The organism is Rhizobium sp. USDA 3886 (genome assembly GCF_056279785.1).
In genome coordinates this window covers 1,805,807-1,826,007 of the sequence record NZ_JBWCDC010000001.1, presented here as the reverse complement: position 1 = coordinate 1,826,007, position 20,201 = coordinate 1,805,807, and the positions used below count along the sequence as shown (strand labels likewise).

20 protein-coding genes and 2 pseudogenes are annotated in these 20,201 nt (G+C 60.9%); 8 read left to right on the top strand and 14 right to left on the bottom strand.

The features are described 5' to 3' along the window. The first annotated feature begins 32 nt into the window (after window positions 1-32). Window positions 33-254 carry a hypothetical protein gene (locus tag ACZ9BX_RS09530; RefSeq protein WP_476217405.1) on the top strand — a complete coding sequence of 74 codons (222 nt, stop codon included), beginning with the start codon at window positions 33-35 and terminating at the stop codon, window positions 252-254. Between the two features lie 4 nt (window positions 255-258). Here ACZ9BX_RS09530 and ACZ9BX_RS09525 read toward each other — a convergent pair whose 3' ends face one another. Together ACZ9BX_RS09525 and ACZ9BX_RS09520 are read right to left on the bottom strand one after the other, a co-directional pair. Continuing rightward, entirely contained in the window at window positions 259-1,764 is a 1,506-nt protein-coding gene (locus tag ACZ9BX_RS09525) for an AMP nucleosidase (RefSeq protein ID WP_027507462.1), read from the bottom strand. Between the two features lie 64 nt (window positions 1,765-1,828). After that, entirely contained in the window at window positions 1,829-1,999 is a 171-nt protein-coding gene (locus ACZ9BX_RS09520) for a hypothetical protein (RefSeq protein WP_165928101.1), read from the bottom strand. Between the two features lie 164 nt (window positions 2,000-2,163). Between ACZ9BX_RS09520 and ACZ9BX_RS09515 the strand changes: the two genes are divergently transcribed. Then, on the top strand, window positions 2,164-2,865 hold the full coding sequence (locus tag ACZ9BX_RS09515; RefSeq protein ID WP_476217402.1) for a glutathione S-transferase N-terminal domain-containing protein: 702 nt from the start codon (window positions 2,164-2,166) through the stop codon (window positions 2,863-2,865). Window positions 2,866-3,207: 342 nt separating this feature from the next. Beyond that, window positions 3,208-4,197, top strand: a complete 990-nt coding sequence (locus ACZ9BX_RS09510) for a carbon-nitrogen hydrolase family protein (protein WP_476217400.1) — start codon at window positions 3,208-3,210, stop codon at window positions 4,195-4,197. 157 nt (window positions 4,198-4,354) lie between these two features. Here the strand turns inward: ACZ9BX_RS09510 and ACZ9BX_RS09505 are convergent, their stop codons facing one another. Further along, a complete protein-coding gene (locus ACZ9BX_RS09505) occupies window positions 4,355-4,693 on the bottom strand; it encodes a DUF2147 domain-containing protein (RefSeq protein ID WP_476217398.1) in 339 nt (112 codons plus the stop codon). Window positions 4,694-5,131: 438 nt separating this feature from the next. On the opposite strand from ACZ9BX_RS09505, the gene ACZ9BX_RS09500 reads away from it, so the two are divergent. Beyond that, window positions 5,132-5,398 (top strand): sel1 repeat family protein, encoded by a 267-nt coding sequence (locus ACZ9BX_RS09500; protein ID WP_022714612.1) that lies wholly within the window; start codon window positions 5,132-5,134, stop codon window positions 5,396-5,398. Window positions 5,399-5,560: 162 nt separating this feature from the next. Here the strand turns inward: ACZ9BX_RS09500 and ACZ9BX_RS09495 are convergent, their stop codons facing one another. Both ACZ9BX_RS09495 and ACZ9BX_RS09490 read right to left on the bottom strand, forming a co-directional pair. Next, entirely contained in the window at window positions 5,561-6,673 is a 1,113-nt protein-coding gene (locus ACZ9BX_RS09495; protein WP_476217396.1) for a pyridoxal phosphate-dependent aminotransferase, read from the bottom strand. A gap of 96 nt (window positions 6,674-6,769) precedes the next feature. After that, on the bottom strand, window positions 6,770-7,177 hold the full coding sequence (locus tag ACZ9BX_RS09490) for a PilZ domain-containing protein (RefSeq protein WP_476217394.1): 408 nt from the start codon (window positions 7,175-7,177) through the stop codon (window positions 6,770-6,772). A 270-nt stretch (window positions 7,178-7,447) separates the two neighbouring features. Here ACZ9BX_RS09490 and ACZ9BX_RS09485 point away from each other — a divergent pair, with 270 nt between their 5' ends. Next, the gene (locus ACZ9BX_RS09485) at window positions 7,448-7,894 is read left to right on the top strand and encodes a baeRF12 domain-containing protein (protein WP_132567773.1); all 447 of its coding nucleotides are present in this window, start codon (window positions 7,448-7,450) and stop codon (window positions 7,892-7,894) included. Window positions 7,895-7,939: 45 nt separating this feature from the next. Here the strand turns inward: ACZ9BX_RS09485 and ACZ9BX_RS09480 are convergent, their stop codons facing one another. Continuing rightward, the gene (locus tag ACZ9BX_RS09480; RefSeq protein WP_476217391.1) at window positions 7,940-8,806 is read right to left on the bottom strand and encodes a LysR family transcriptional regulator; all 867 of its coding nucleotides are present in this window, start codon (window positions 8,804-8,806) and stop codon (window positions 7,940-7,942) included. A gap of 276 nt (window positions 8,807-9,082) precedes the next feature. Then, window positions 9,083-9,433 carry a hypothetical protein gene (locus ACZ9BX_RS09475; protein WP_132567767.1) on the bottom strand — a complete coding sequence of 117 codons (351 nt, stop codon included), beginning with the start codon at window positions 9,431-9,433 and terminating at the stop codon, window positions 9,083-9,085. Between the two features lie 218 nt (window positions 9,434-9,651). On the opposite strand from ACZ9BX_RS09475, the pseudogene ACZ9BX_RS09470 reads away from it, so the two are divergent. Next, window positions 9,652-10,205, top strand: a pseudogene (locus tag ACZ9BX_RS09470) (glyoxalase superfamily protein). Window positions 10,206-10,234: 29 nt separating this feature from the next. On the opposite strand, the gene ACZ9BX_RS09465 reads toward ACZ9BX_RS09470, so the two are convergent. The 7 genes and pseudogenes from ACZ9BX_RS09465 to ACZ9BX_RS09435 all read right to left on the bottom strand — a co-directional run bounded on the left by ACZ9BX_RS09465 (window position 10,235) and on the right by ACZ9BX_RS09435 (window position 17,529). Next, the gene (locus ACZ9BX_RS09465; protein WP_476217389.1) at window positions 10,235-10,396 is read right to left on the bottom strand and encodes a hypothetical protein; all 162 of its coding nucleotides are present in this window, start codon (window positions 10,394-10,396) and stop codon (window positions 10,235-10,237) included. Window positions 10,397-10,498: 102 nt separating this feature from the next. Then, window positions 10,499-10,600, bottom strand: a pseudogene (locus tag ACZ9BX_RS09460) (helix-turn-helix domain-containing protein); the annotation flags it as partial. Window positions 10,601-10,845: 245 nt separating this feature from the next. After that, window positions 10,846-11,643 carry a 5-deoxy-glucuronate isomerase gene (gene iolB / locus ACZ9BX_RS09455; protein ID WP_476217387.1) on the bottom strand — a complete coding sequence of 266 codons (798 nt, stop codon included), beginning with the start codon at window positions 11,641-11,643 and terminating at the stop codon, window positions 10,846-10,848. Window positions 11,644-11,766: 123 nt separating this feature from the next. Next, window positions 11,767-12,684, bottom strand: a complete 918-nt coding sequence (gene iolE, locus ACZ9BX_RS09450) for a myo-inosose-2 dehydratase (RefSeq protein WP_476217385.1) — start codon at window positions 12,682-12,684, stop codon at window positions 11,767-11,769. 67 nt (window positions 12,685-12,751) lie between these two features. Continuing rightward, the gene (iolD, locus tag ACZ9BX_RS09445) at window positions 12,752-14,602 is read right to left on the bottom strand and encodes a 3D-(3,5/4)-trihydroxycyclohexane-1,2-dione acylhydrolase (decyclizing) (protein WP_476217383.1); all 1,851 of its coding nucleotides are present in this window, start codon (window positions 14,600-14,602) and stop codon (window positions 12,752-12,754) included. Between the two features lie 24 nt (window positions 14,603-14,626). Next, complete coding sequence (locus ACZ9BX_RS09440; RefSeq protein WP_476217382.1) at window positions 14,627-16,561, bottom strand: bifunctional 5-dehydro-2-deoxygluconokinase/5-dehydro-2-deoxyphosphogluconate aldolase; 1,935 nt, start codon at window positions 16,559-16,561, stop codon at window positions 14,627-14,629. 92 nt (window positions 16,562-16,653) lie between these two features. Then, complete coding sequence (locus tag ACZ9BX_RS09435; protein WP_100772648.1) at window positions 16,654-17,529, bottom strand: MurR/RpiR family transcriptional regulator; 876 nt, start codon at window positions 17,527-17,529, stop codon at window positions 16,654-16,656. A gap of 208 nt (window positions 17,530-17,737) precedes the next feature. Here ACZ9BX_RS09435 and ACZ9BX_RS09430 point away from each other — a divergent pair, with 208 nt between their 5' ends. Both ACZ9BX_RS09430 and ACZ9BX_RS09425 read left to right on the top strand, forming a co-directional pair. After that, window positions 17,738-18,853 carry a Gfo/Idh/MocA family protein gene (locus tag ACZ9BX_RS09430; protein ID WP_476217379.1) on the top strand — a complete coding sequence of 372 codons (1,116 nt, stop codon included), beginning with the start codon at window positions 17,738-17,740 and terminating at the stop codon, window positions 18,851-18,853. 88 nt (window positions 18,854-18,941) lie between these two features. Beyond that, window positions 18,942-20,159, top strand: a complete 1,218-nt coding sequence (locus ACZ9BX_RS09425; protein ID WP_476217377.1) for an NAD(P)/FAD-dependent oxidoreductase — start codon at window positions 18,942-18,944, stop codon at window positions 20,157-20,159. The last annotated feature ends 42 nt before the right edge of the window (window positions 20,160-20,201 follow it).

Genomic DNA, 20,201 nt, shown 5'->3' with positions numbered 1-20,201 from the left:
GCTCCATCGATAACCTCGAAGGAGTGAAGGACATGGGAGTTTTGGAAGTCGCCATTGCAAGTCTCATCTGGGCGCGGCGCAACGAGCAGGCTCGCGAAGAATTTCACGAGACAGATATCCGTTCGTTTTTTGCGCGGCTCGTGGTTGCTTTCGCGATATTTGCGGTAGTCATCGCCGGCCTGCAAGTTGCGGACTCACGCGATGTCGATCCGCAGATGCTTGCGGATCGCACAAAGTTGGAGACGGCGAGGTAAGACCTTACTGGAAGGCAGTCTCGAAGAAGCTGCGCAGCTTGCGCGAATGCAGTGCTTCCGGCGGCATCGCCGCGAGCTTCTGGATGGCGCGGATGCCGATCTGCAGGTGCTGGTTGACCTGCGTTCGGTAGAAGGCCGTCGCCATGCCCGGCAGCTTCAGCTCGCCATGCAGCGGCTTGTCGGAAACGCAAAGCAGGGTTCCATAAGGCACGCGGAAGCGGAAGCCGTTGGCGGCTATCGTTGCCGATTCCATGTCGAGTGCGATGGCGCGCGCTTGCGACAGCCGCTTCACCGGGCCGCGCTGGTCGCGCAGTTCCCAGTTGCGGTTGTCGATTGTGCCGACGGTGCCGGTGCGCATGATGCGCTTCAGCTCGAAACCTTGGTAGCCGGTGATTTCGGCGACGGCCGCTTCCAGCGCCACCTGCACTTCGGCAAGTGCGGGGATCGGCACCCAGACCGGCAGGTCGTCGTCGAGAACATGGTCCTCGCGCATATAGGCGTGCGCCAGCACGTAGTCGCCGAGCCGCTGGCTGTTGCGTAAGCCCGCGCAGTGGCCGAGCATCAGCCAGGCATGCGGGCGCAGTACGGCCACGTGGTCGGTGATCGTCTTGGCGTTGGAGGGGCCGACGCCAATATTGATCATGGTGATCCCGCCATGGCCCTTCTTCTTGAGGTGATAGGCCGGCATCTGCGGCAGGCGGGGGGGCGTGGCATCGGTTTCCGGCTGGCTCGATCCGGCGTGTGTGATGATGTTGCCCGGCTCGACGAAGGCTGTGTAGCCGTCCTCGCCGCCGCCCTTGGCGATCGTCTCGCGCGCCCAGGCGCAGAACTCATCCATGTAGAACTGGTAGTTCGTGAAGAGCACGAAGTTCTGGAAGTGCTGCGCGCTCGTTGCCGTGTAATGGGCAAGCCGGGCCAGCGAATAATCGATGCGCTGCGCCGTGAAAGCCGCAAGCGGCGAGGGTTCGCCCGGCGGCGGGATATATTCGCCGTTGGCGATCTCGTCGTCGGTCGTGTTGAGGTCCGGCGTGTCGAAGAGGTCGCGCATCGGGATGTCGATGAAGGTCGAGGCGGAGGCTTCGACATGCGCGCCTTCGCCGAAGGCGAAATGCAGCGGGATCGGCGTCGAGGATTCGGACACGACGATTGGAACGTTGTGGCTCCTCATCAAGAGCGCCAACTGCTCCTTCAGGTAATGGCGGAAAAGCTTCGGCCGGGTGACCGTTGTCGTATAGACGCCCGGCGCCGTCACATGCCCGTAGGACAGACGGGAGTCGACATGGCCGAAGCTAGTCGTTTCGATACTGACCTGAGGGTAGAAGGCGCGGTAGCGCGACGTGATCGGCGCGCCCTTGGCAAGCTCCGAAAAACTGTCGATCAGGAAGGTGGTATTGCGTTCGTAAAGCGCTGTTAGCGCGTCGACCGCCTGTGCCGGATCGTCGAAGCTTTGCGGTTCAAAGGCAGGCGGCGAGGAAATATCAAGAGGTAATGGAGAGATTCTTTTGCTCATGGCACATTATAGATTGCCCTTATTAACAAGCAAGCGACGCGCCTGCAGCCCGCCGGGGAATATTTTAGCGCATACCGGTGCAGAAGGGGCTGGTCACATTGAGGCAGGTGTAGTTCGCGCCGAAATGCGACTGTGCGCCGCCCCCGCCGCCGCGCACGACGGCTGCGGAAAATGTGATCGCGAAAACCGCCGCGAACAGCGTGATGACGGTGAAGCGTCTTGCCAGAATAAGCACGTCCATGTTCCTTGGGCCGAGATGCGTCTTATCGTTGAGATAAGTCTTGCCACACCGCGGCTGAACGGGTGCTGAGGTCCCGGTTCATTTGGCGTTCACAATGGTTGACGGCTTGAAGGCGGCGCCCTGCCACTTATGTGTTGAGTCCCGCAAAGGAGATTTTGATGACGGCACCGATCGAACTTTATTACTGGCCGACCCCGAACGGCTTTAAGATCAGCATCATGCTCGAGGAACTCGGCGTTCCCTACGAGGTGAAGTACATCAACATTGGCAAGGGTGAGCAGTTCGCGCCCCACTTCCTGAAGATCGCGCCGAACAACCGCATGCCGGCGATCATCGACCCGGACGGCCCCGGCGGCGAGCCTATCTCGGTCTTCGAATCCGGCGCCATCCTCCAATATCTGGGCCGCAAACACGGCAAGTTCTATCCCACGGACGAGCGGATGCGCGTGCAGGTGGAAGAATGGCTCTTCTGGCAGGTCGGCGGCCTCGGCCCGATGGCCGGCCAGGCACACCACTTCCGCAGCTATGCGCCGGAGAAGATCGAATACGGCATCAACCGCTATACCAACGAAGTGAACCGCCTCTATGGCGTCATGAACAGGCGGCTGGAAGGGCGGGACTATCTCGCCGGCGAATACTCGATCGCCGACATGGCCTCAATCGGCTGGGTCATCCCCTATGAACGCCAGGGCCAGGACCTCAACGAGTTTCCGAACCTCAAGGCCTGGTTCGAGCGCATGCACCGGCGCCCGGCGGTTCTAAGGGGAATCGAAGTCGGCAAGGAAGAGCGCGAACGCCAGGCGAATATTGCTGACGACAAGGAAGCGCAGAAGATCCTCTTCAACCAGCGCGCCCGCTGACACGGGAAAGCCCGAGGGCTGAAAGCGACGGTCACTCGAAGCATGGTGCTGAGGGCGGCCGTCGCTGCTGAAGATATTTCGGCGCGGGTCGAGGATTGGTTTTGCAATGTTCAAAAGTCAGACACACAAGTGTCGCTTTAATCGGGGGATTTTGCGACAGCTTGACGAATCGGCACTTGCCCGACAATCTTGTTCTGGCGTGGCCTGCGCCTAACCTCCCAGACCTTCCCCAGCATGGTCTTGAACGGAGGCAAAGGGACTTCTGTCTCGGGTCGCTGTCTTGGTCCGATCGTTTCGGGTGGGTTGCTGGGGAACTGCGTCCGGGACGTGAAAGGCCTGACAATGACGCAAAACGGAAATCTCAAACGCCGTGTACGTGCTCGCGCGGCCAAAACCGGCGAATCATACACCGCAGCTCTCCAACATATTCGCCGGCCGCCAGACAAGCCCGCTATCCATTCAATGCGGATCGCTGTAGCGCAAACATCACTGTTCAACGATCCCCGTGAAATTCTGGCGCTTCATGCCAGCGCAGCAGAAATGCGTCGCCTCATGGAGGAAGCTCATAAGGCAGGGGCTCGCCTCTTACATTTTCCGGAAGGAACAACCTGCTGGCCACATAAACGAATCATGTCCGAAATCGGGCCTAGAGAAATCGGGCCTTCCGACTGGACGCGCTTCGAATGGGGCGCTTTGCGCGAGGAACTGGAAGCGACCAGAAGACTTGCGAACGAGCTTAAGCTTTGGACGATATTCGGTTCCGTCCATCAGCTCACCTCGCCGCACCGGCCGCATAACAGCCTTTATGTCGTCTCCGACCGTGGGGAGCTGGTGACGCGCTATGATGAGCGCCTGCTATCGAACACGAAAATCTCGTTCATGTATTCGCCGGGGAAGATCCCAGTGACTTTTGAGGTGGATGGCTTCCGTTTCGGCTGCGCGATCGGCATGGAAGCGCACTATCCCGAGATATTCATCGAATACGAGAAACTTAATGTCGATTGCGTCCTGTTTTCGACAGCAGGAGATAGCCCTTCTAATGCTCCGGCATTTGCCGCTGAGGTATTGGGGCATGCGGCAAGCAATATTTACTGGATCAGCTATTCCACCCTTGCACCCCAGAGTACGGCCGTTCCCTCGGGAATTGCCGCTCCAGATGGTCAGTGGGCAGCACAATGCCCTAAGAACGGTATGCCCGCTGTTGCTGTCACTGACATCAAAATTGATCCGGAAAATCTTGCAAGGCCATGGCGGCGACGGGTCCGGACCGATCTTTACACGCCTCATCAGGTAAACGGTGATCCGAGGAGCGACGGCAAAAACCTATTCTAAATGATTTCCGATCGTTTCGGGGCCGACTGGGTCCCCTGACACCACGATGTTGTCGTGGATTCCTGACATTCGTGCCAAACTCGTTGTCAGTAAATTCCAAGGAAAATGTCCGTCGCAAAAATCAGCGCAAGGTCGACTTTGCGACGGACTGGGCGTCTTAAAGCCGCGTCCAGCTCTGCGACTTGCAGAGCACCTTGAGCACGCAGCCCTTCATCTTCAGCGAATTGCCGGTAACACTTCCCGAGCCGCTGTAGGTCTTGTCGTTTTTCGGGTCGGTGATCTCGCCATTATAAGTGCCGCCGGTGCCGGCAAGCGTTCCGATCTTCTTGCCGGCGAATTTGCCGGTCTTCAGCGTTACGCAGTAGCTGCCACCGCAAGAAGCGATTTGGGCGGTTTCGCCCGAGTCCGTCTTCCAACTGCCAACGATCGGCTCCTCCGCATAAGCAAGGCTGGCTGAAAGCGCCATGGCGCCCGCAAGAATAAGTGTACGGATCATCTTTTCCTCCCTGATGTCCTGAGCGCGGCGAAAATAACTGACGCGAACGTAAAGGTGAATATCCGCGTCGGTGAAAATCGCCGATTTCCAGCGTGCTTTTGCGCCGGATTTTTCCATTTCTCTTTTTGCGGGCTGATTTTGTGGTGAACGAAAGGTTGATTTTCAAATATGAATCTTTCGTAAAATTGTGCGAAAAGTCCTTAATGCGCAGGGACTCCGATGTTTAACGAAAACCCAATTTTACCAAGTGTTTGCACTTTGTTTGTCTCAAATTAATCATGCATTTTAGGCGTTTTTTGAATGCGTGCCGGCATAGTGGAGCCATCAAACGAGCGGGGCAAACCCGCCACACCGACGGGACCGAAAGCTGCGATAGACGGCACGGCGCGGAAGGTAAAACAGGGCAAGTCGATAACAGGCTAAACAGGGATTAAACCGATGGCACGCTTTGAAATGCACAATGCTGAAATGGCCACCATGGGTGGCGACAACAACGCCGATATCTTCTGCGAAATGGGACTGATGTATGCAACAGGCCGCGGCTGCGACGTCGATCTCGTCGCCGCGCACAAGTGGCTGAACATCGCCGCGATCAAGGGCAACGACCGTGCTGCCGAGCTTCGCGCCGATGTCGCCGCCACGATGGATAAGATGCAGCTCGCCGCGGCACTCCGCGCCGCCCGCGAGTGGATGACGGTCCACTGAGACCGTCTCCGGCACGAAGGAGTAATCGAGAGAAATAACAACCTCAAAAAGAGGGGCTGGCGGGCGCTTTGGACGAAGCCTGAGCCGGGAGAACCGAAACCGCGACCGGCAGAAACAAGGCCGGCGCGGGTTTTCCGTTTAGAGCCAACAGAACGTTTCAATCTAACCCAGCGAGCGGAGAACCTGGGGCAGGGCTTCCTCGAGGCGGGCCATATCCGGCTCTGGTCCGACGCTGACACGGATGCAGCGGTTGAGCGGCGCGACCCCCGGCATGCGGATAAAGACGCCGTGTTGCATCAGCCCTTCGACGATCGAGCGGGCATGGGCACCGTCGCGTCCCGCATCGATCGCGACGAAGTTGGTGGCGGACGGCAGCGGCGACAGCTGGTTGGCGCGGGCGATTGCGGCGATGCGCTCGCGCGCGGCATGAATATTGCCGACGACCTCAGCGAGATAGGTTTGATCCTTGAGCGCGGCGAGTGCCGCCGCCGTCGCCAACCGGTTCATGCCAAAGTGGTTCCTGATCTTGTCGAAGGCCAGAGCCGTGCCGGGCGTCGAGATCGCATAGCCGACCCGGGCCCCTGCTAAGCCATAGGCCTTGGAAAAGGTCCGGGTGCGAACGACGTTCGGCAGGCCGATCAGCGCCTCGATCGAGGGAAGCGAGCCGGCAGGGCCGGTTTCGCTATAGGCCTCGTCGAGCACCAGCAGGCAGGTTTCGGGAAGGGCGCGGGCGAAGGCGATGATTTTGTCCGCATCCCACCAGCTACCCATCGGATTGTCCGGGTTGGCGAAGTAGACGAGCGGTGCGTTCTCGCGTTTCACCGCATCGAGCAGGCCGGAGAGGTCCTCGCGGTCGTTGGCGTAGGGCACCGTCACCAGCCGCCCGCCGAAGCCAGCGACATGGAAGTTGAACGTCGGGTAGCCGCCGAGCGACGTGACGACCGGCATTCCCGGCTCGATCACCATGCGGGCGATCTGGCCGAGCAGTTCGTCGATGCCGCCGCCGATCGCGATGTTAGCAGCCGTCACGCCGAGATGGGCAGCCAGCGCCTCGCGGAGATCGAAGTTTTCCGGATCGTTGTATTTCCAGATGTCGCCCGCCTGCTCGCGCATCGCGGCAAGCACGGAGGGCGCGGGGCCGAAGCCGTTTTCATTGGCGCCGATGCGGGCCTCGACCTTGAGGCCGCGCTGGCGCTCGATGGCCTCGGGACCGACAAAGGGAACGGTGGAAGGAAGGGCGCTGACCAGTGGCGTGAAGCGCGAAAAGGCGGACATCGAAATGCAGATTCCCGGGACGATGAAAAATCGCGCCAACAATAGGCGCTGCCATCCTCAAGGCAAGGAAGATTATTTCATAGCGCGCGAACTAGCCTACGGTCTGCTTTCGATGCGCGTCGAGCGGCGCGCTTCCATTGCCTCGATGTTGCCGGCCATGAAATCGGCGCGCACGACGCGTCGAAGGATTTCAGGATCCATGACGTTGATGAAGCGGACGCCGATGCGCTCGTTGTTGCGGTAGACCTCCGCGCAACCGATTCGATAGGCAAGGCCGAGAATGTTGAGATAGTAGTGTTTCGGCAGCCCGGCCGTCGACGAGACGACGAAGGTGGCACCTCCGCGGGAAATATCGAGGATTTCCGCGCTTCGAAGCGAGATGCCCGTCAGGCATGGACGGACGGCGACGATGCGGGCCGGGCGCCGCACATCGAACTGTTCCCAGCGTACGTCGTAGAGTTCCGATCTGACCGTAGCAAGGTGCGTTGCTCGGAGCATGGACATGACGCGGCTCTCCCTAGGCCAGCTCATCCTGACCCTGTTGTCGCATAGCGTCACAGGAATGCTTTTCGCATTCGTCAAACGGATCGGGACAATTTTAATGAAAGCTAATTTTGTTTTTAGGCGCACAAGCCTGATTTCGCGAGTTCAGGTATCGGATCACCTCTCCGAATCGATTTATGCGTGGACCCTCCGAACTCTTTCAATTACTGTACGTTTTGCCTCTGTCGATGAAGCGTTTCGCTTCGAATAATCCATCAAGAGGAAACGAAAATGGCTGACATCAAAGTGCCGTGGGAATCATGGGTTGTGGTCTGTGATGGTGCGAAGGCTTTGATCATGCGCAATGCAGGCAATGCGCTTCTCATGAACCTGCAGGTGCATGAAACGCTGAGCCAACCCAGCGAGCCCACCCGCGAACTCGGCTCCGACAAGCCGGGACGGGCCCACGCTCCGGACGGCACGAGCGGCAGCGCCATGGAGCAAACGGACTGGCAGGCGCAGGCGGAAGCCGATTTTCTGAGGCAGATCGCTGCGAAGCTGGATAAGCTGGTCCGTGAAAAGAACGCTCGCCGCATCATCCTGGTGGCGCCGCCCAAGGCGCTCGGTACTTTGAGGCCGAACCTGAGCGCCGAAGCGCTGGCAGCCATCTCGGCGGAGGTCCCCAAGGATTATACCAACATGCCGGTCGATGAGATCGAGCGCCGCCTAGTTGCTTGATCGGTCCACCGGAAGAAGAGCGTGGGCAAAGGGCTCGCGCTCCTCTCACCCGCCGATCTTCCGTCCCGCAAACAAATGCTCGTTCTCGCCGAAGAGCGCTGCCAGTCTGTCGATGACTGCGCGCACCTCCGGCCGCTGGCGTTCGTCGTCATGCGCGGTGATCCACATGTCATAGGTGAGCGGCTCGATGATCGGTCCGGCGCGCGCCAGGCTGGGCTCCGCATCGCCTATGAAGCACGGAAGCACGCCGCGCCCGGCGCCGCCGCGGATCAGGTGGAAAAGCATGTGCGGCGTATTCGTCCAGCCGGTAATCCAGGAGTCCGGCTGCTCGAAGGTCCATTTGTCCGCCGGCGTGATGGCGGTGTCGGTGCCGAGCGAAATCCAATTGCGGTTGTCATTATCGAAGCTTGCCGCCTGGTAGGCGGCGTGCGCGACCGTCACCGATCGCCGGATTGCGATATTGCCGTTTTCCGGGCGGCTGTGCCGGATGGCGATATGCGCTTCGCGGTAGGTGAAATCGATATTCATATCGCAGGTCTTGTAGCACATGCGGAACCGGTCTTTCGGCGTCCAGATTCTTGCCAGGTGGTCGGCGATGAAACGCGACGTCCAGCTGTCGGCCGCCGTCGAAACGATCGGCAGGGTCAGCACCTCGCCGCGCCAGTCGGAGATCGATTGCGCGGCCTCCTGCATCAGGCGCACGTGCTCCAGAAGGGCCGTGCCGTCCTTTTCCAGCAGATAGCCGGTCGGACCGCGTGTGAAGAGCGCGCGGCCCGTGGCGCGCTCCAGCGCCAGCATGCGCCGACCGATCGTCGGCGCGCTGAGGCCGGTCTTTGCCGCAGCTGCCGACAGTCCGCCGGCGGTCGCCACGTGGAAGAAGAGTTGAAGATCGTCCCAGTTCGCGTCTTTCATTTCTGAAAACCCCCTTTCTTCCGCAAGCTCTACATTCGGCGACGGCGAAGGCTTAGTTCAAGTGCTCCAACAGATAGATGGAGAACCTGACAATGCTTCTCAACTGGGTAATTCTCTGGAACGACCTGGAGACAAGAAACAGAACGGGCCGCCGCGACCCTTTCGCGGACCCGCTCGACGAGCCGGAATGGGACGGCCTGCGGTGGCTCCTGCCGTTGATCGTGTGGTTTGCCGCGCGCGACAGCGCCCGCCGTCCCGACCCGAAGGCGAAGCGCGTCAGACGTCCGCTTCGAAGCTCAGGCGCAGCACATGATGCAGGAATTCCGCATTGATCAGCATGTTGAAGCTGATCGTCACGAGCTCGCCTTCGCGCTTGACGACCGTCGAGCCGATCTCGTCGCGGATGCCGAGAATTTCGAGGAAGAAGTGGTTCGGAACCTCGAGCGTCGGGCTCACTTCGAGGACGGCGCCGGCGAGATTGATGGTGCGGATCAGGCAGCGGACCTGCGTGCCGGTGCTGAGGTGATGGCCGACGAAAATGATCTTGCCGGGCCGGTCGAGCGAGAAATCTCGGTAGGATTTCTCCTGCTCGTTATTGTCGTCGTTGAGGTGCGTCTGAAAGGCCATATTAGCCTCCACTCGTTGTGCGATTGAAAGGTAACGCAAGAATGCTGACAGGTATTGAACAGGATCAATAGAATTTGAGCCTTATGCGTGGCTGGACAGGAAATCCCTTGATTTTCAGCGATCGGTGGAGGGCAGGGCGGTCCATTCTGGGGCGTTCTTGACAGGACGAGCGGTGTCGCCCATATCAGGCGCTGGTTCGAGGCGCCGGCCGCTCGCGGATGAAAGTCCATGGTGAAGCCCTCGAAGTTCACGTCGCAGCCAATTGGTGCATGCTGACTGACGGCAATGCGAGCTCCCCTTTGCAGTCGAAATGGCATGCCTTCCGAAAGGCTGAACACATGACGACCTATCTTCCCATCGATGAACTGAAGGCGCAGGCAAAGCGGCTTCGTCAGGCGATGGAAACGCGCGGTAGTGCGATTTCGCACAGTGCCGCACTCGAACTCGTTGCCCAGCAGCATGGCGTGCGTGACTGGAACACGCTGTCGGCTCTCGCAACGAAACCGAACGCCGATCCCATCGCGGCGCTCTCCGTCGGCTCGCAGGTGCGCGGCCGCTACCTGAACCAGCCGTTTCCGGCAAGGTTCTGGCACTCGCAGAGACCGGCGGCGGGCTTCACAAGATCACAATCCATTTCGATGAACCGGTGGATGTCGTGACCTTCGAGAGCTTTTCCGCCTTCCGCCAGCGCATCAACGCGCAGGTTGACACGAACGGCGTCTCGCCGCGCAAGACATCGAACGGCCGGCCGCATCTGGCGCTCGATATCTAGCCCGGAAAGGCTCTAGCCGCCGGAGAGGTCTAGTTCTTGCCGGTCGCCGCTGTGGTTGCAGCGGCGTCGGCCTCCTTCAGCGCTGCGGCGCATTCTTCGCAGCACACCTCGACGATCTTGCCGCCGAGTTTGACGCTAATGGCTCCGGGACCGAGTTCGCAGTCGCAGGCAGCGCATGTGGTCTTCTTCATCTGATGATCCTCCGGTTGATCGTCCCCTGATCGGGACGGGACCATAAGATCATCAGGAGCCGGATCGCCGCTGTCGAAATCTTTAGCGATCGGTTCTGCGGTTCACTTCAGTCGCGCCGAGCGCCGAAATTCGGCCGGCGTCTGGCCGAAGGCTTGCTTGAAGGAGGCACTGAAGTGGCTGTGGCTCGAAAAGCCAAGATCGAGAAGCTCGAGCAGAGCATTCCGGTTGCGCCGTTCCACCATCTTACGCGCAAACCAGCGTACCGTTGCGATGAGGACCGCAAGCAGCCATGGCTGCGCCGCTTGCGAGGAACGGAACTGCCGGGCCGGGGATTATGAAGCTTGAGCCGCGCATGGTGATGATCCTCCATCCTTTCTGATTGGATGGAGGCAGTGAACCACCTGCGCGGCTTTCGCGCTGTCAGATTATTTAGCGATCGAACGCGGCGCTAAGCCTTCAGCAGCCATTCGTGCTCGGGTGCGTTGTAGAATTTCCAGATGCGCTTCGGACCGGCCATGACGTTGAGATAGTATAGGTCGTAGCCATGCGTCGCGGCGCAGGGGTGATAGCCCTTGGGAACGAGCGTCACGTCGCCGTCTTCCAGCACCATCACCTCGTCCAGCGACCGGTCGTCGGTGTAGACGCGCTGGAAGCCGAAGCCCTGCGGCGGGTTCAGGCGGTGGTAATAGGTCTCTTCGAGGAAGCTTTCGTGAGGCAGGTTGTCCTGGTCGTGCTTGTGCGGCGGATAGGAAGAGGTATGGCCTCCGGGCGTGATGACTTCGACGACCAGCAGCGAATGCGCCGAGCCGTCGTCCTCCGGCATGATATTGTTGACGTAGCGGACATTCGTGCCCTTGCCGCGTGTGAGCGACGGATGCGTGCCGGGCGGAATCGCCTTGGCTTGGTAAGTGCCGCCGCCGGGAGCGGAGCAGACAGCGAGCTCCAGATCGGTCTCGGCCGTCACCGACCAGGTTGATTCCATCGGGATATAGAGCGCATGCGGCGCCCCCTCGAACGGGCTCATGCGCTCGCCGAGCGTGCCGAAATCCTCCGTGCCGGCCGTCGCCTTGCCCTTGCCGCTCACCCAGACGAGGCAGATCTCGCGGTCGCCGGCCGCGCCGGACGCCGTTTCGCCCGGCTTCAGCCGGTGGAGGTCGAAGCCCACATAGGTCCAGCCGGCGCTTTCCGGCGTGACATGGATGACGCGGCCGCTCGTGCCGGACGGCTTCACCTTGAGGTTTGGCATGGTGTTTCTCCTCGTACGTTAGTGGGTGGCGGCCCCCTCATCCGGCTGCCGCGACCTTCTCCCCGACGGGAGAAGGGATGTGCCGCGCTGCGTCTTGCTCCAAAGACCCGGTAGGGTCTCCCGTTACCCCTTGGGAAAGCCTTCCGTTTCCACCGTGTAACCCGCAGCCGTCATGACGCGCATCAATTCAGCATGGCCGATCTCGGCCATCTTCTGCGGGGGCGCTTTACGTGGGTCCTGTTCGGCCTCGACCACGAACCAGCCTTCATAGCCGTAATCGGCGAGCCGCTGGACGATGGCGCCGAAATCGAGCGAGCCGTCGCCAGGCACGGTGAAGGCGCCAAGCGCCACCGCGTCGAGGAAGGACTGCCGGCTGCGGTCCAGTCCATCCACGACAGGTCTGCGGATGTCTTTGACGTGAACATGGTTGATACGGGCGTGGTGGTTGTCGATAGCGCGCAGCACGTCGCCGCCGGCAAAGGCCAGATGCCCGGCATCGAGCAGCAGCGGAATGCCTTCGCCGGAATTGTGCATGAAGGCGTCGAGTTCCGGCTCGGTTTCGACCACGGCGGCCATGTGATGGTGATAGGAAAGCGGCATGCCCTGTTCGGCACACCATTCCCCGAACTCGGTGACGCGGCGCGCATAGGCCTTCATCTCGTCATCGGGGAGGCGCGGCTTGGTCGCGAGCGGCTTGGAGCGGTCGCCCTGGATGGAGCGGCCGACCTCGCCATAGACGATGCAGGGCGCATTGACCGCTTTGAACAACTCGATCATCGGGGCGATGCGGTCTTTGTTCGCGGCAAGTTCCTCGTCGACTAGCGTGCCTGAGAACCAGCCGCCGCACAGCGTCACGTCGGCGGCGCGCAGGATGGGCAGCATCACCTGCGGGTCTTCGGGGAAACGGCGGCCCTTTTCCATGCCGGTAAAGCCCGCGCTGCGCGACTGCCGCAGGCATTCCTCGAGGGACACATCGTCGCTGAGCTCAGGAAGATCGTCGTTCCACCAGGCGATGGGCGACATGCCAAGTTTGGCCTTCATCAATAGTCTCCTTAAAGGCATTGTTGGAAGAGCGGGACCGCTCTTCCAGTAAAATGGCAGCAGCCGATCAGCCGACGCGCTGGGCGGCGCGTGCCTTTACGTAAGCCGCATGAGCCTTGTTGACCTGTTGGCGGGGGCTCACTTCCGGCACTGCGACATCCCACCAGTGGCCGCCGGCTTCCGTCGTGATCAGCGGATCGGTGTCGATGACGAAGACCGAGGTACCCTCGTTCTTCTTCGAATCGGCAATCGCCTTTTCCAGTTCGGCAATCGAGGAAACTTTGACCGCGATGGCGCCCATGCTCTCGGCATGCGCCCGGAAGTCGATTTCCGGCATCACCTCGTGATAGGAGTCCTTCAGCAGGTTGTTGAAGTTCGCGCCGCCCGTTTCCATCTGCAACCGGTTGATGCAGCCGTAGCCGCGGTTGTCGAGCAGAACGATATTCACCTTGATGCCCATCATCACCGAGGTCGCAAGCTCGGAGTTCAGCATCATGTAGGAGCCGTCGCCGACCAGAACGAAGACCTCTTTGTCCGGGTTCGCCATCTTCGCACCGAGGCCGCCGGCGATCTCGTAACCCATGCAGGAAAAGCCGTATTCCATGTGGTAGCTGCCGGGGGCTGTGGCTGGCCACAGCTTGTGCATCTCACCCGGCAGGCCGCCTGCCGCACAAAGGCCGATCGCCTTTTCCAGTTCGATCGAGCGGGTCACCGCGCCGATCACCTGCGCATCCGAGGGCAGGGCGGCATTGGTGGAAGCCATCGCCTTGTTGGCAGCATCCATCCAGAGATTCTTTTCCTTCGTCGCCTTTTCCGCAAGTGCTGCCGGCGCCTTCCAGCCGCCAAGCCCCTTCGACAGCGCCTTCAGGCCCTCGCGGGCGTCGGTGACCAGCGGCTGACCGTTATGCTTGTAGGCATCGTAGGCGGCGATGTTGAGGCCTAGGATCTTCAGCTTGTCGTTCTTGAATAGCGCCCAGGAGCCGGTGGTGAAGTCCTGGCAGCGGGTGCCGACGGCGATGATGAGATCGGTTTCCTCTGCAATGGCGTTGGCAGCCGACGTACCGGTGACGCCGACGGAGCCGAGTGCCAGCGGGTGGCGCTCGTCGATCGACGATTTGCCGGCCTGGCTGACGACGACAGGAATGCCGTGCGCCTCGGCGAAGGCTGTCAGTTCCTTCGTCGCCTGTGAATAGAGCACACCGCCGCCGGAAATGATCACCGGTTTTTCGGCGGACTTGATGAGCGCGATCGCAGAAGCGAGCTCATCGGTGTCCGGCTGCGGACGGCGGATTATCCAGACTTTTTCTTCGAAGAAGCTCGCCGGATAATCGAAGGCTTCCGCCTGGACGTCCTGGCAGAGCGAGAGCGTCACCGGGCCGCAGTCGAGCGGATCGGTCAGCACCTGCATGGCACGCTTGAGCGCCGTGATGATCTGCTCGGGGCGGGTAATGCGGTCGAAATAGCGCGAGACCGGGCGGAAGGCGTCGTTGGCCGAAACCGTGCCGTCGCCCCAATCCTCGATCTGCTGCAGCACCGGATCGGGCGCGCGGTTGGCGAAGATGTCGCCGGGCAGGAAGAGCACCGGGATGCGGTTGACATGCGCGACGCCGGCTGCCGTCACCATGTTCAAGGCGCCAGGGCCAATCGAGCTCGTGCAGGCCATGAAGCGTTGGCGGAAGCTCGCCTTGGCATAGGCGATCGCCGCATGCGCCATGCCCTGTTCGTTATGTGCGCGATAGGTCGGCAGCTCGCCGCGCACCTGATAGAGAGCTTCGCCCATGCCGGCAACATTGCCGTGGCCAAAGATCGCCCAGACGCCGCCGAAGATCGGTACCTTCCTGCCGTCGATCACGGTCATCTGCTTCGTTAGGAAATGCGCAACAGCCTGCGCCATCGTCAATCGGATTGTCTTGCCCATCGGGCACCTCCCAAATGCTCTTAATTAATGCAGCCCGCGGGTTTTCAACCAGGCCTCGGTCAGTCGGCGGAAGCGTCCGGCCATATCGGCGATCGCTTCCTCATCATTCATGTTGCCAGAGAGCCAGGCGCGCGCCGCGTCGGCAAAAATGGTGCGGCCGACGGCAAAACCCTTGACGGAGGGCGCAGCAAGCGTGGCCTCGAAGCCTTTCACGAGCTCTTCGGCGGGCGCCTCCAGCCCCAGCAGCACGATACCGCGGCACCACGGATCGTTCTTGGCGATCACGGCCTCGATCTTCTTCCAGGCAGCTGTCGAAGCCTGCGGCTCCAGCTTCCACCAGTCGGGTTTGATACCGCGCGCGTAAAGCTCTTCCATGGCAGTCGAGATCGTGCCGTCGGTCAGTGGTCCGTTCTTGCTGGCAATGATTTCGACCAGCAGTTCGCGGCCCACCTTGCGCGCCGCCTCGAAGAGTGTGCGCAGCTTCTCCTGCTGCTCGCTCTTCAGATCGGCCGGATCGTCCGGATGATAGAAGCAGAGGCACTTGATGCAGTGGTCGAGCGGCCATTCGACGAGTTGCGAGCCGATGTCCTGGCTGAACTCGAAGCGCAAAGGCTTTGAACCCGGCAATTCGACGGGCCGTCCGATCCAGGAGAAGTTCTTGGCCGCCGCATCGAAGAAGGCATCGCGGCCGAACCGTTCGTCGATCAGCATGCCATAACCATCGCGGCCATCGGCAACGCGTGCCGCCGCCTCGACGGCCAACCGCTTGAAGGCGACGATCTCCTTGTAGTCGATGCCCAGCTCGTCGCAGACGCTGGTGAGTTGCGATCGATGGTCGATGGCGAGCGCCATCAGCAACGGAATGTCGCCCTTGCGCGTCGATGCCCAGTGGATGTGGTTGATCGCCTCGTCCTTGCGCAGCGCCCGATGCTCGCTGCCGTTCTTCAAAAAGAAGTCGAGCTCCGCCCAGGTCGGATATTCCGGTGAGCAGAGCAGGCGGGAGACGGCGAAGGCCCCACAGGCATTGGCCCAGGTCGCGCAGGTCTTCAGCGGTTCGTCCTTCAGCCAGCCGCGCAGGAAGCCGGACATGAAGGCGTCGCCGGCGCCGAGCACGTTGAAGACCTCGATCGGGAAGCCCTGGCCGATGATGCCTGCTTCCAGATCGTGGGCGATCGGCCCATCGTAGACGATGCAGCCCATCGCGCCGCGCTTCAGCACGATCGTTGCCGCGGAAAGGCGGCGGATCTCCTTCAGTGCTCCAAGCACGTCGTCCGCGCCGGAAGCAATCAGGATTTCTTCTTCCGTGCCGACGATGAGATCGCAATCCGGCAGCGTCTCTTTCATTTTGGAAGAGACGCGGTCGGACTTCACATAGCGCTCGAAGCCTTCGGCATGGCCGGCAAGCCCCCAGAGATTCGGCCGGTAGTCGATGTCGAAGATCACCTTGCGCCCATTCGCCTTGGCAATACGGATCGCCTTGCGCTGCGCGGCCTCCGTATTCGGGCGGGAAAAATGCGTGCCGGACACGAGAACCGCGCGCGACGACTTGATGAAGTCCTCGTCAATATCGTCTTCGTCGAGCGCCATGTCGGCGCAGTCCGAACGATAGAAGATCATCGGCGAAACGCCTTCGCCTTCCACCGCAAGCAGCACGAGGGCCGTCAGCCGTTCCTTGTCGGTCTTGATGCCCTTGGTCGCAACACCTTCGCGCGCCGACTGCTCGATGATGAAACGGCCCATCTGCTCATTGCCGACGCGGGTGATCAGGCCGGACTTGAGGCCGAGGCGGGCTGTGCCGATCGCGATATTGGCCGGGCAGCCGCCGACGGATTTGGCGAAAGAGCCGATGTCCTCCAGCCGTGAGCCGATCTGTTGGCCATAGAGATCGACGGACGAGCGGCCGATGGTGATCACATCAAGAGACGGCTCGGGCCGCGGACCCGGATTCGGTTGTGCCATGATGTCCTCCCGCTGGATTCGTGCAGGGCATTGCCGCCTGCAAATTTTGAATAATGAAACATTAGTTCCGTATTTTTGTCAATTCGGAATGTTTATTCCATTTTCTCTTTTGAGGTTTTCGGGTGGTGAAACTTGCGCCGGCGCTCGGCGATCGCCACAGGCAGCGCCATCGCCAGCGCCATGGAGGCGGAAAGTGAGCGGAAGCCGGCAAAGTCGGCTTCGGCAACTTCGAACCAGCAGGCAGCGCAGGCCGCAAGCGGTGAGAAAGCCGAATCGGTGATCGCGACGACTGGCACGCCGCGATCAGCCAGCCCTTCGGCCTGACTGAGGCTATCGGCAGCATAAGGCGAGAAGCTGGCCGCGATTGCCGCATCCTTCGGCGTTGCGAACTGTACCATCTCCGGATCGACCCCGTTCGGTGAGGCCACGATCTGGTGGCGGATGCCTAGTTTCGAAAAGGCGTAGGTCATATGCGCCGTCAGCGGGTAGGAGCGGCGTTTCGCTATAAGATATATGGTATCCGCCGCAGCCAAGATGTCGACGGCCCGGGTGAATGTTTCCGTCCCGACCGTCGCCGCCATGCGGTTGATGGACTGGGTGGCCGCGGCGATGAACCCTGAAAGCAGATTGGCGTCCTCGTCGGCACCGCCGGATTGCTCCAGCGTGGCGAGGCGCTCCTCATAGCTCAGCGTCCTGTCGCGCAGCCGCTCGCGGAAAATGCTCTGGAGATCGGAGAAACCCTCATAGCCGAGGTGATGCGCAAGTCGCACCAGCGTCGACGGCTGGACGTCCGAAGCAGCAGCAATGCTTGCCGTTGTGCCGAAGGCGATCTCATCGGGATGGCTGAGCGCAAAGGCAGCGACCTGCGCCAGCCGCTTCGGCATGCTTGCCTTGCGCTCGATGATCGTGCTGCGCAGGCTTTCGAAATCGCGGGGCACGCGCACGAATCTCTTGGGGTCGTTATCCATGCAGGCGGTCCAGAAGATGAAACAAATATTCCATATTCAAAAGCATAAATGATTTCGCTTTTCGATCCTAACTGTTTTTATTCCCGTGGAATTGAAGGGTTTTGAACAGTATTCGGCGTTGCCTGGCGCAGATGACGCAGCCATGCCGGCTTGTCAAAACGGTCCAAATATTCCAAAAATAGCCACGGACATGGAGGAGGTGGTGGAAATGAAGCCAATTGGCATCGGTTTGATCGGCACCGGTTATATGGGCAAGTGCCACGCGCTGGCCTGGAATGCGGTGAAAACTGTCTTCGGTGATGTCGAGCGCCCAAGGCTCGTGCACCTCGCCGAAGCCAATGCGGACCTCGCAAAATCGCGCGCCGCCGAATTCGGCTTCGAAAAGGCGGCGGCCGACTGGAAAGCGCTGATTGCCGATCCGGAGGTCGACGTCGTCTCCGTTACTACACCGAACCAGTTCCATGCCGAAATGGCGATTGCGGCGCTCGAAGCCGGAAAGCATGTCTGGTGCGAGAAGCCGATGGCGCCCGCTTTTGCCGAAGCCGAGCAGATGCTGAAAGCGGCAAAGGCCTCCGGCAAAGTCGCCGTGCTCGGCTACAACTATATCCAGAACCCGGTGATGCGGCACATCAAGACGCTGATCGGCGAGGGCGCGATCGGCACCGTCAACCACATCCGCGTTGAGATGGACGAGGATTTCATGGCCGACCCGGACGGCGTCTTCTATTGGAAGAGCGAACTGTCTTCCGGTTACGGCGCGCTTGACGATTTCGCCGTGCATCCGCTGTCGCTGCTCTGGTATCTCTTCGGCCACGTCGAGGCCGTCATTACAGATATGGTGAAGCCTTATGCCGACCGCCCCACGAAGGAGGGAGGTCGCCGTGCCGTCGAGAATCACGATGGCGCGAACGTCCTGATGCGACTTGGCGGCGGCATTTCCGCCGTGCTGATGGCAAACCGTGCCGCCTGGGGCCGCAAGGGCCGCATCGCACTGCAGGTATTCGGCTCGAAAGGCTCAATCGCATACGATCAGGAACGCATGAACGAATTCGAGCTCTACCAAGCCGAAGGCCGTGGCACGGAGCAGGGTTTCCGCAAGATCCTCGCAGCACCCGCACACCAGCCCTACGACCGCTTCATTCCCGCACCCGGCCATGGCCTCGGCTTCAACGACCTGAAGATCATCGAATGCCGCGAGCTGATCCGCGCCATTTCCGGCGCCCCGTCGTCCTTGGTGACATTCGAAGACGGTCTCAGGATAGAGAAGTCTGTTCACGCCATGGCACAGTCGTTCCACGAGCGCCGCTGGATCGAGATCGGCTGACGGGCAAGATCGGCTTCCTGTTGACGGCGCCAGGGGCGGGGGGTACCTCTCGCCTTTATATAATGACGCTGCTTCTGGGAGTGGGATAGTGACGGACAGACTGGTAATCATCGGCGCGGGGCAGGCTGGTTTCGCGATGGCCGCAAAGCTGCGCGCGCTACAGGACACCCGCCCGATTACCATCATCGGCGCCGAGGACGTTCTGCCATACCAGCGCCCGCCTCTCTCGAAGAAATATTTGCTCGGCGAGATGACCTTCGATCGCCTGCTGTTCCGCCCGGAACACTGGTATCCGGACAACAATGTCGAAATCCGTCTCGCGACCTGGGTCGAGCAGATCGATCGCGACAAGAAGCAGGTGGCGCTGCAGGATGGCTCGATTCTTGACTACGGCACGCTGGCGCTGACCACGGGTTCGACGCCGCGCAAGCTGCCGGCAGCCGTCGGCGGCGACCTTAACGGCGTCTATGTCGCCCGCGACAAGCGCGACGCGGACCTTCTGGCCGACGAGATGCGCCCCGGCCGGCGCGTCCTTATTATAGGCGGCGGCTATATCGGTCTCGAGGCGGCAGCCGTCGCGCGCCATCGCGGCCTCGAAGTGACCGTCATCGAAATGGCCGACCGCATCTTGCAGCGTGTCGCCGCCAAGGAGACGGCCGACATCATCCGCGCGATCCACGAGAGCCATGACGTGGTGATCCGCGAAAAGACCGGGCTCAAGCGTCTCGTCGGCAGGGACGGACATGTTTGCGGCGCCGAGCTCTCCGACGACTCAGTGATCGACATTGACTTCGTCATCGTCGGCATTGGCGTCGTGCCGAACGACCAGTTGGCCAAGGAAGCCGGCCTCGACGTTGCGAACGGCATCCTCGTCGACGAATTCGCCCGCACCTCGGACCCTTCGATCTTTGCCGCCGGCGATTGCGCCGTGCAGCCCTGGCACGATGGGCAGATAAGGCTCGAATCGGTGCAGAACGCCGTCGACCAGGCCGACGCCGCCGCCGCGGTCATCGCCGGCGGTCATGCGCCCTATGAGCCGAAGCCGTGGTTCTGGTCCGATCAGTATGACGTGAAGCTGCAGATCGCCGGCTTCAACCTCGGCTACGACGAAACCCTCCTTCGCCCCGGCGCCCGCGAAGGCGCCCATTCCATCTGGTATTTCCGGAACGGCCAGTTCATCGCCGTCGACGCGATCAACGACGCGAAAGCCTATGTGACGGGCAAGAAGCTGCTGGAATCGGGAATCAATCCCGACAAGGCCGTGCTGGCGGACGCCGCCGCCGATCTTAAGCAGTTGCTGGTCTGAGATCGCAGCATCGTTTTCTCTCGGGCGGAAGCCGAAAAAGCG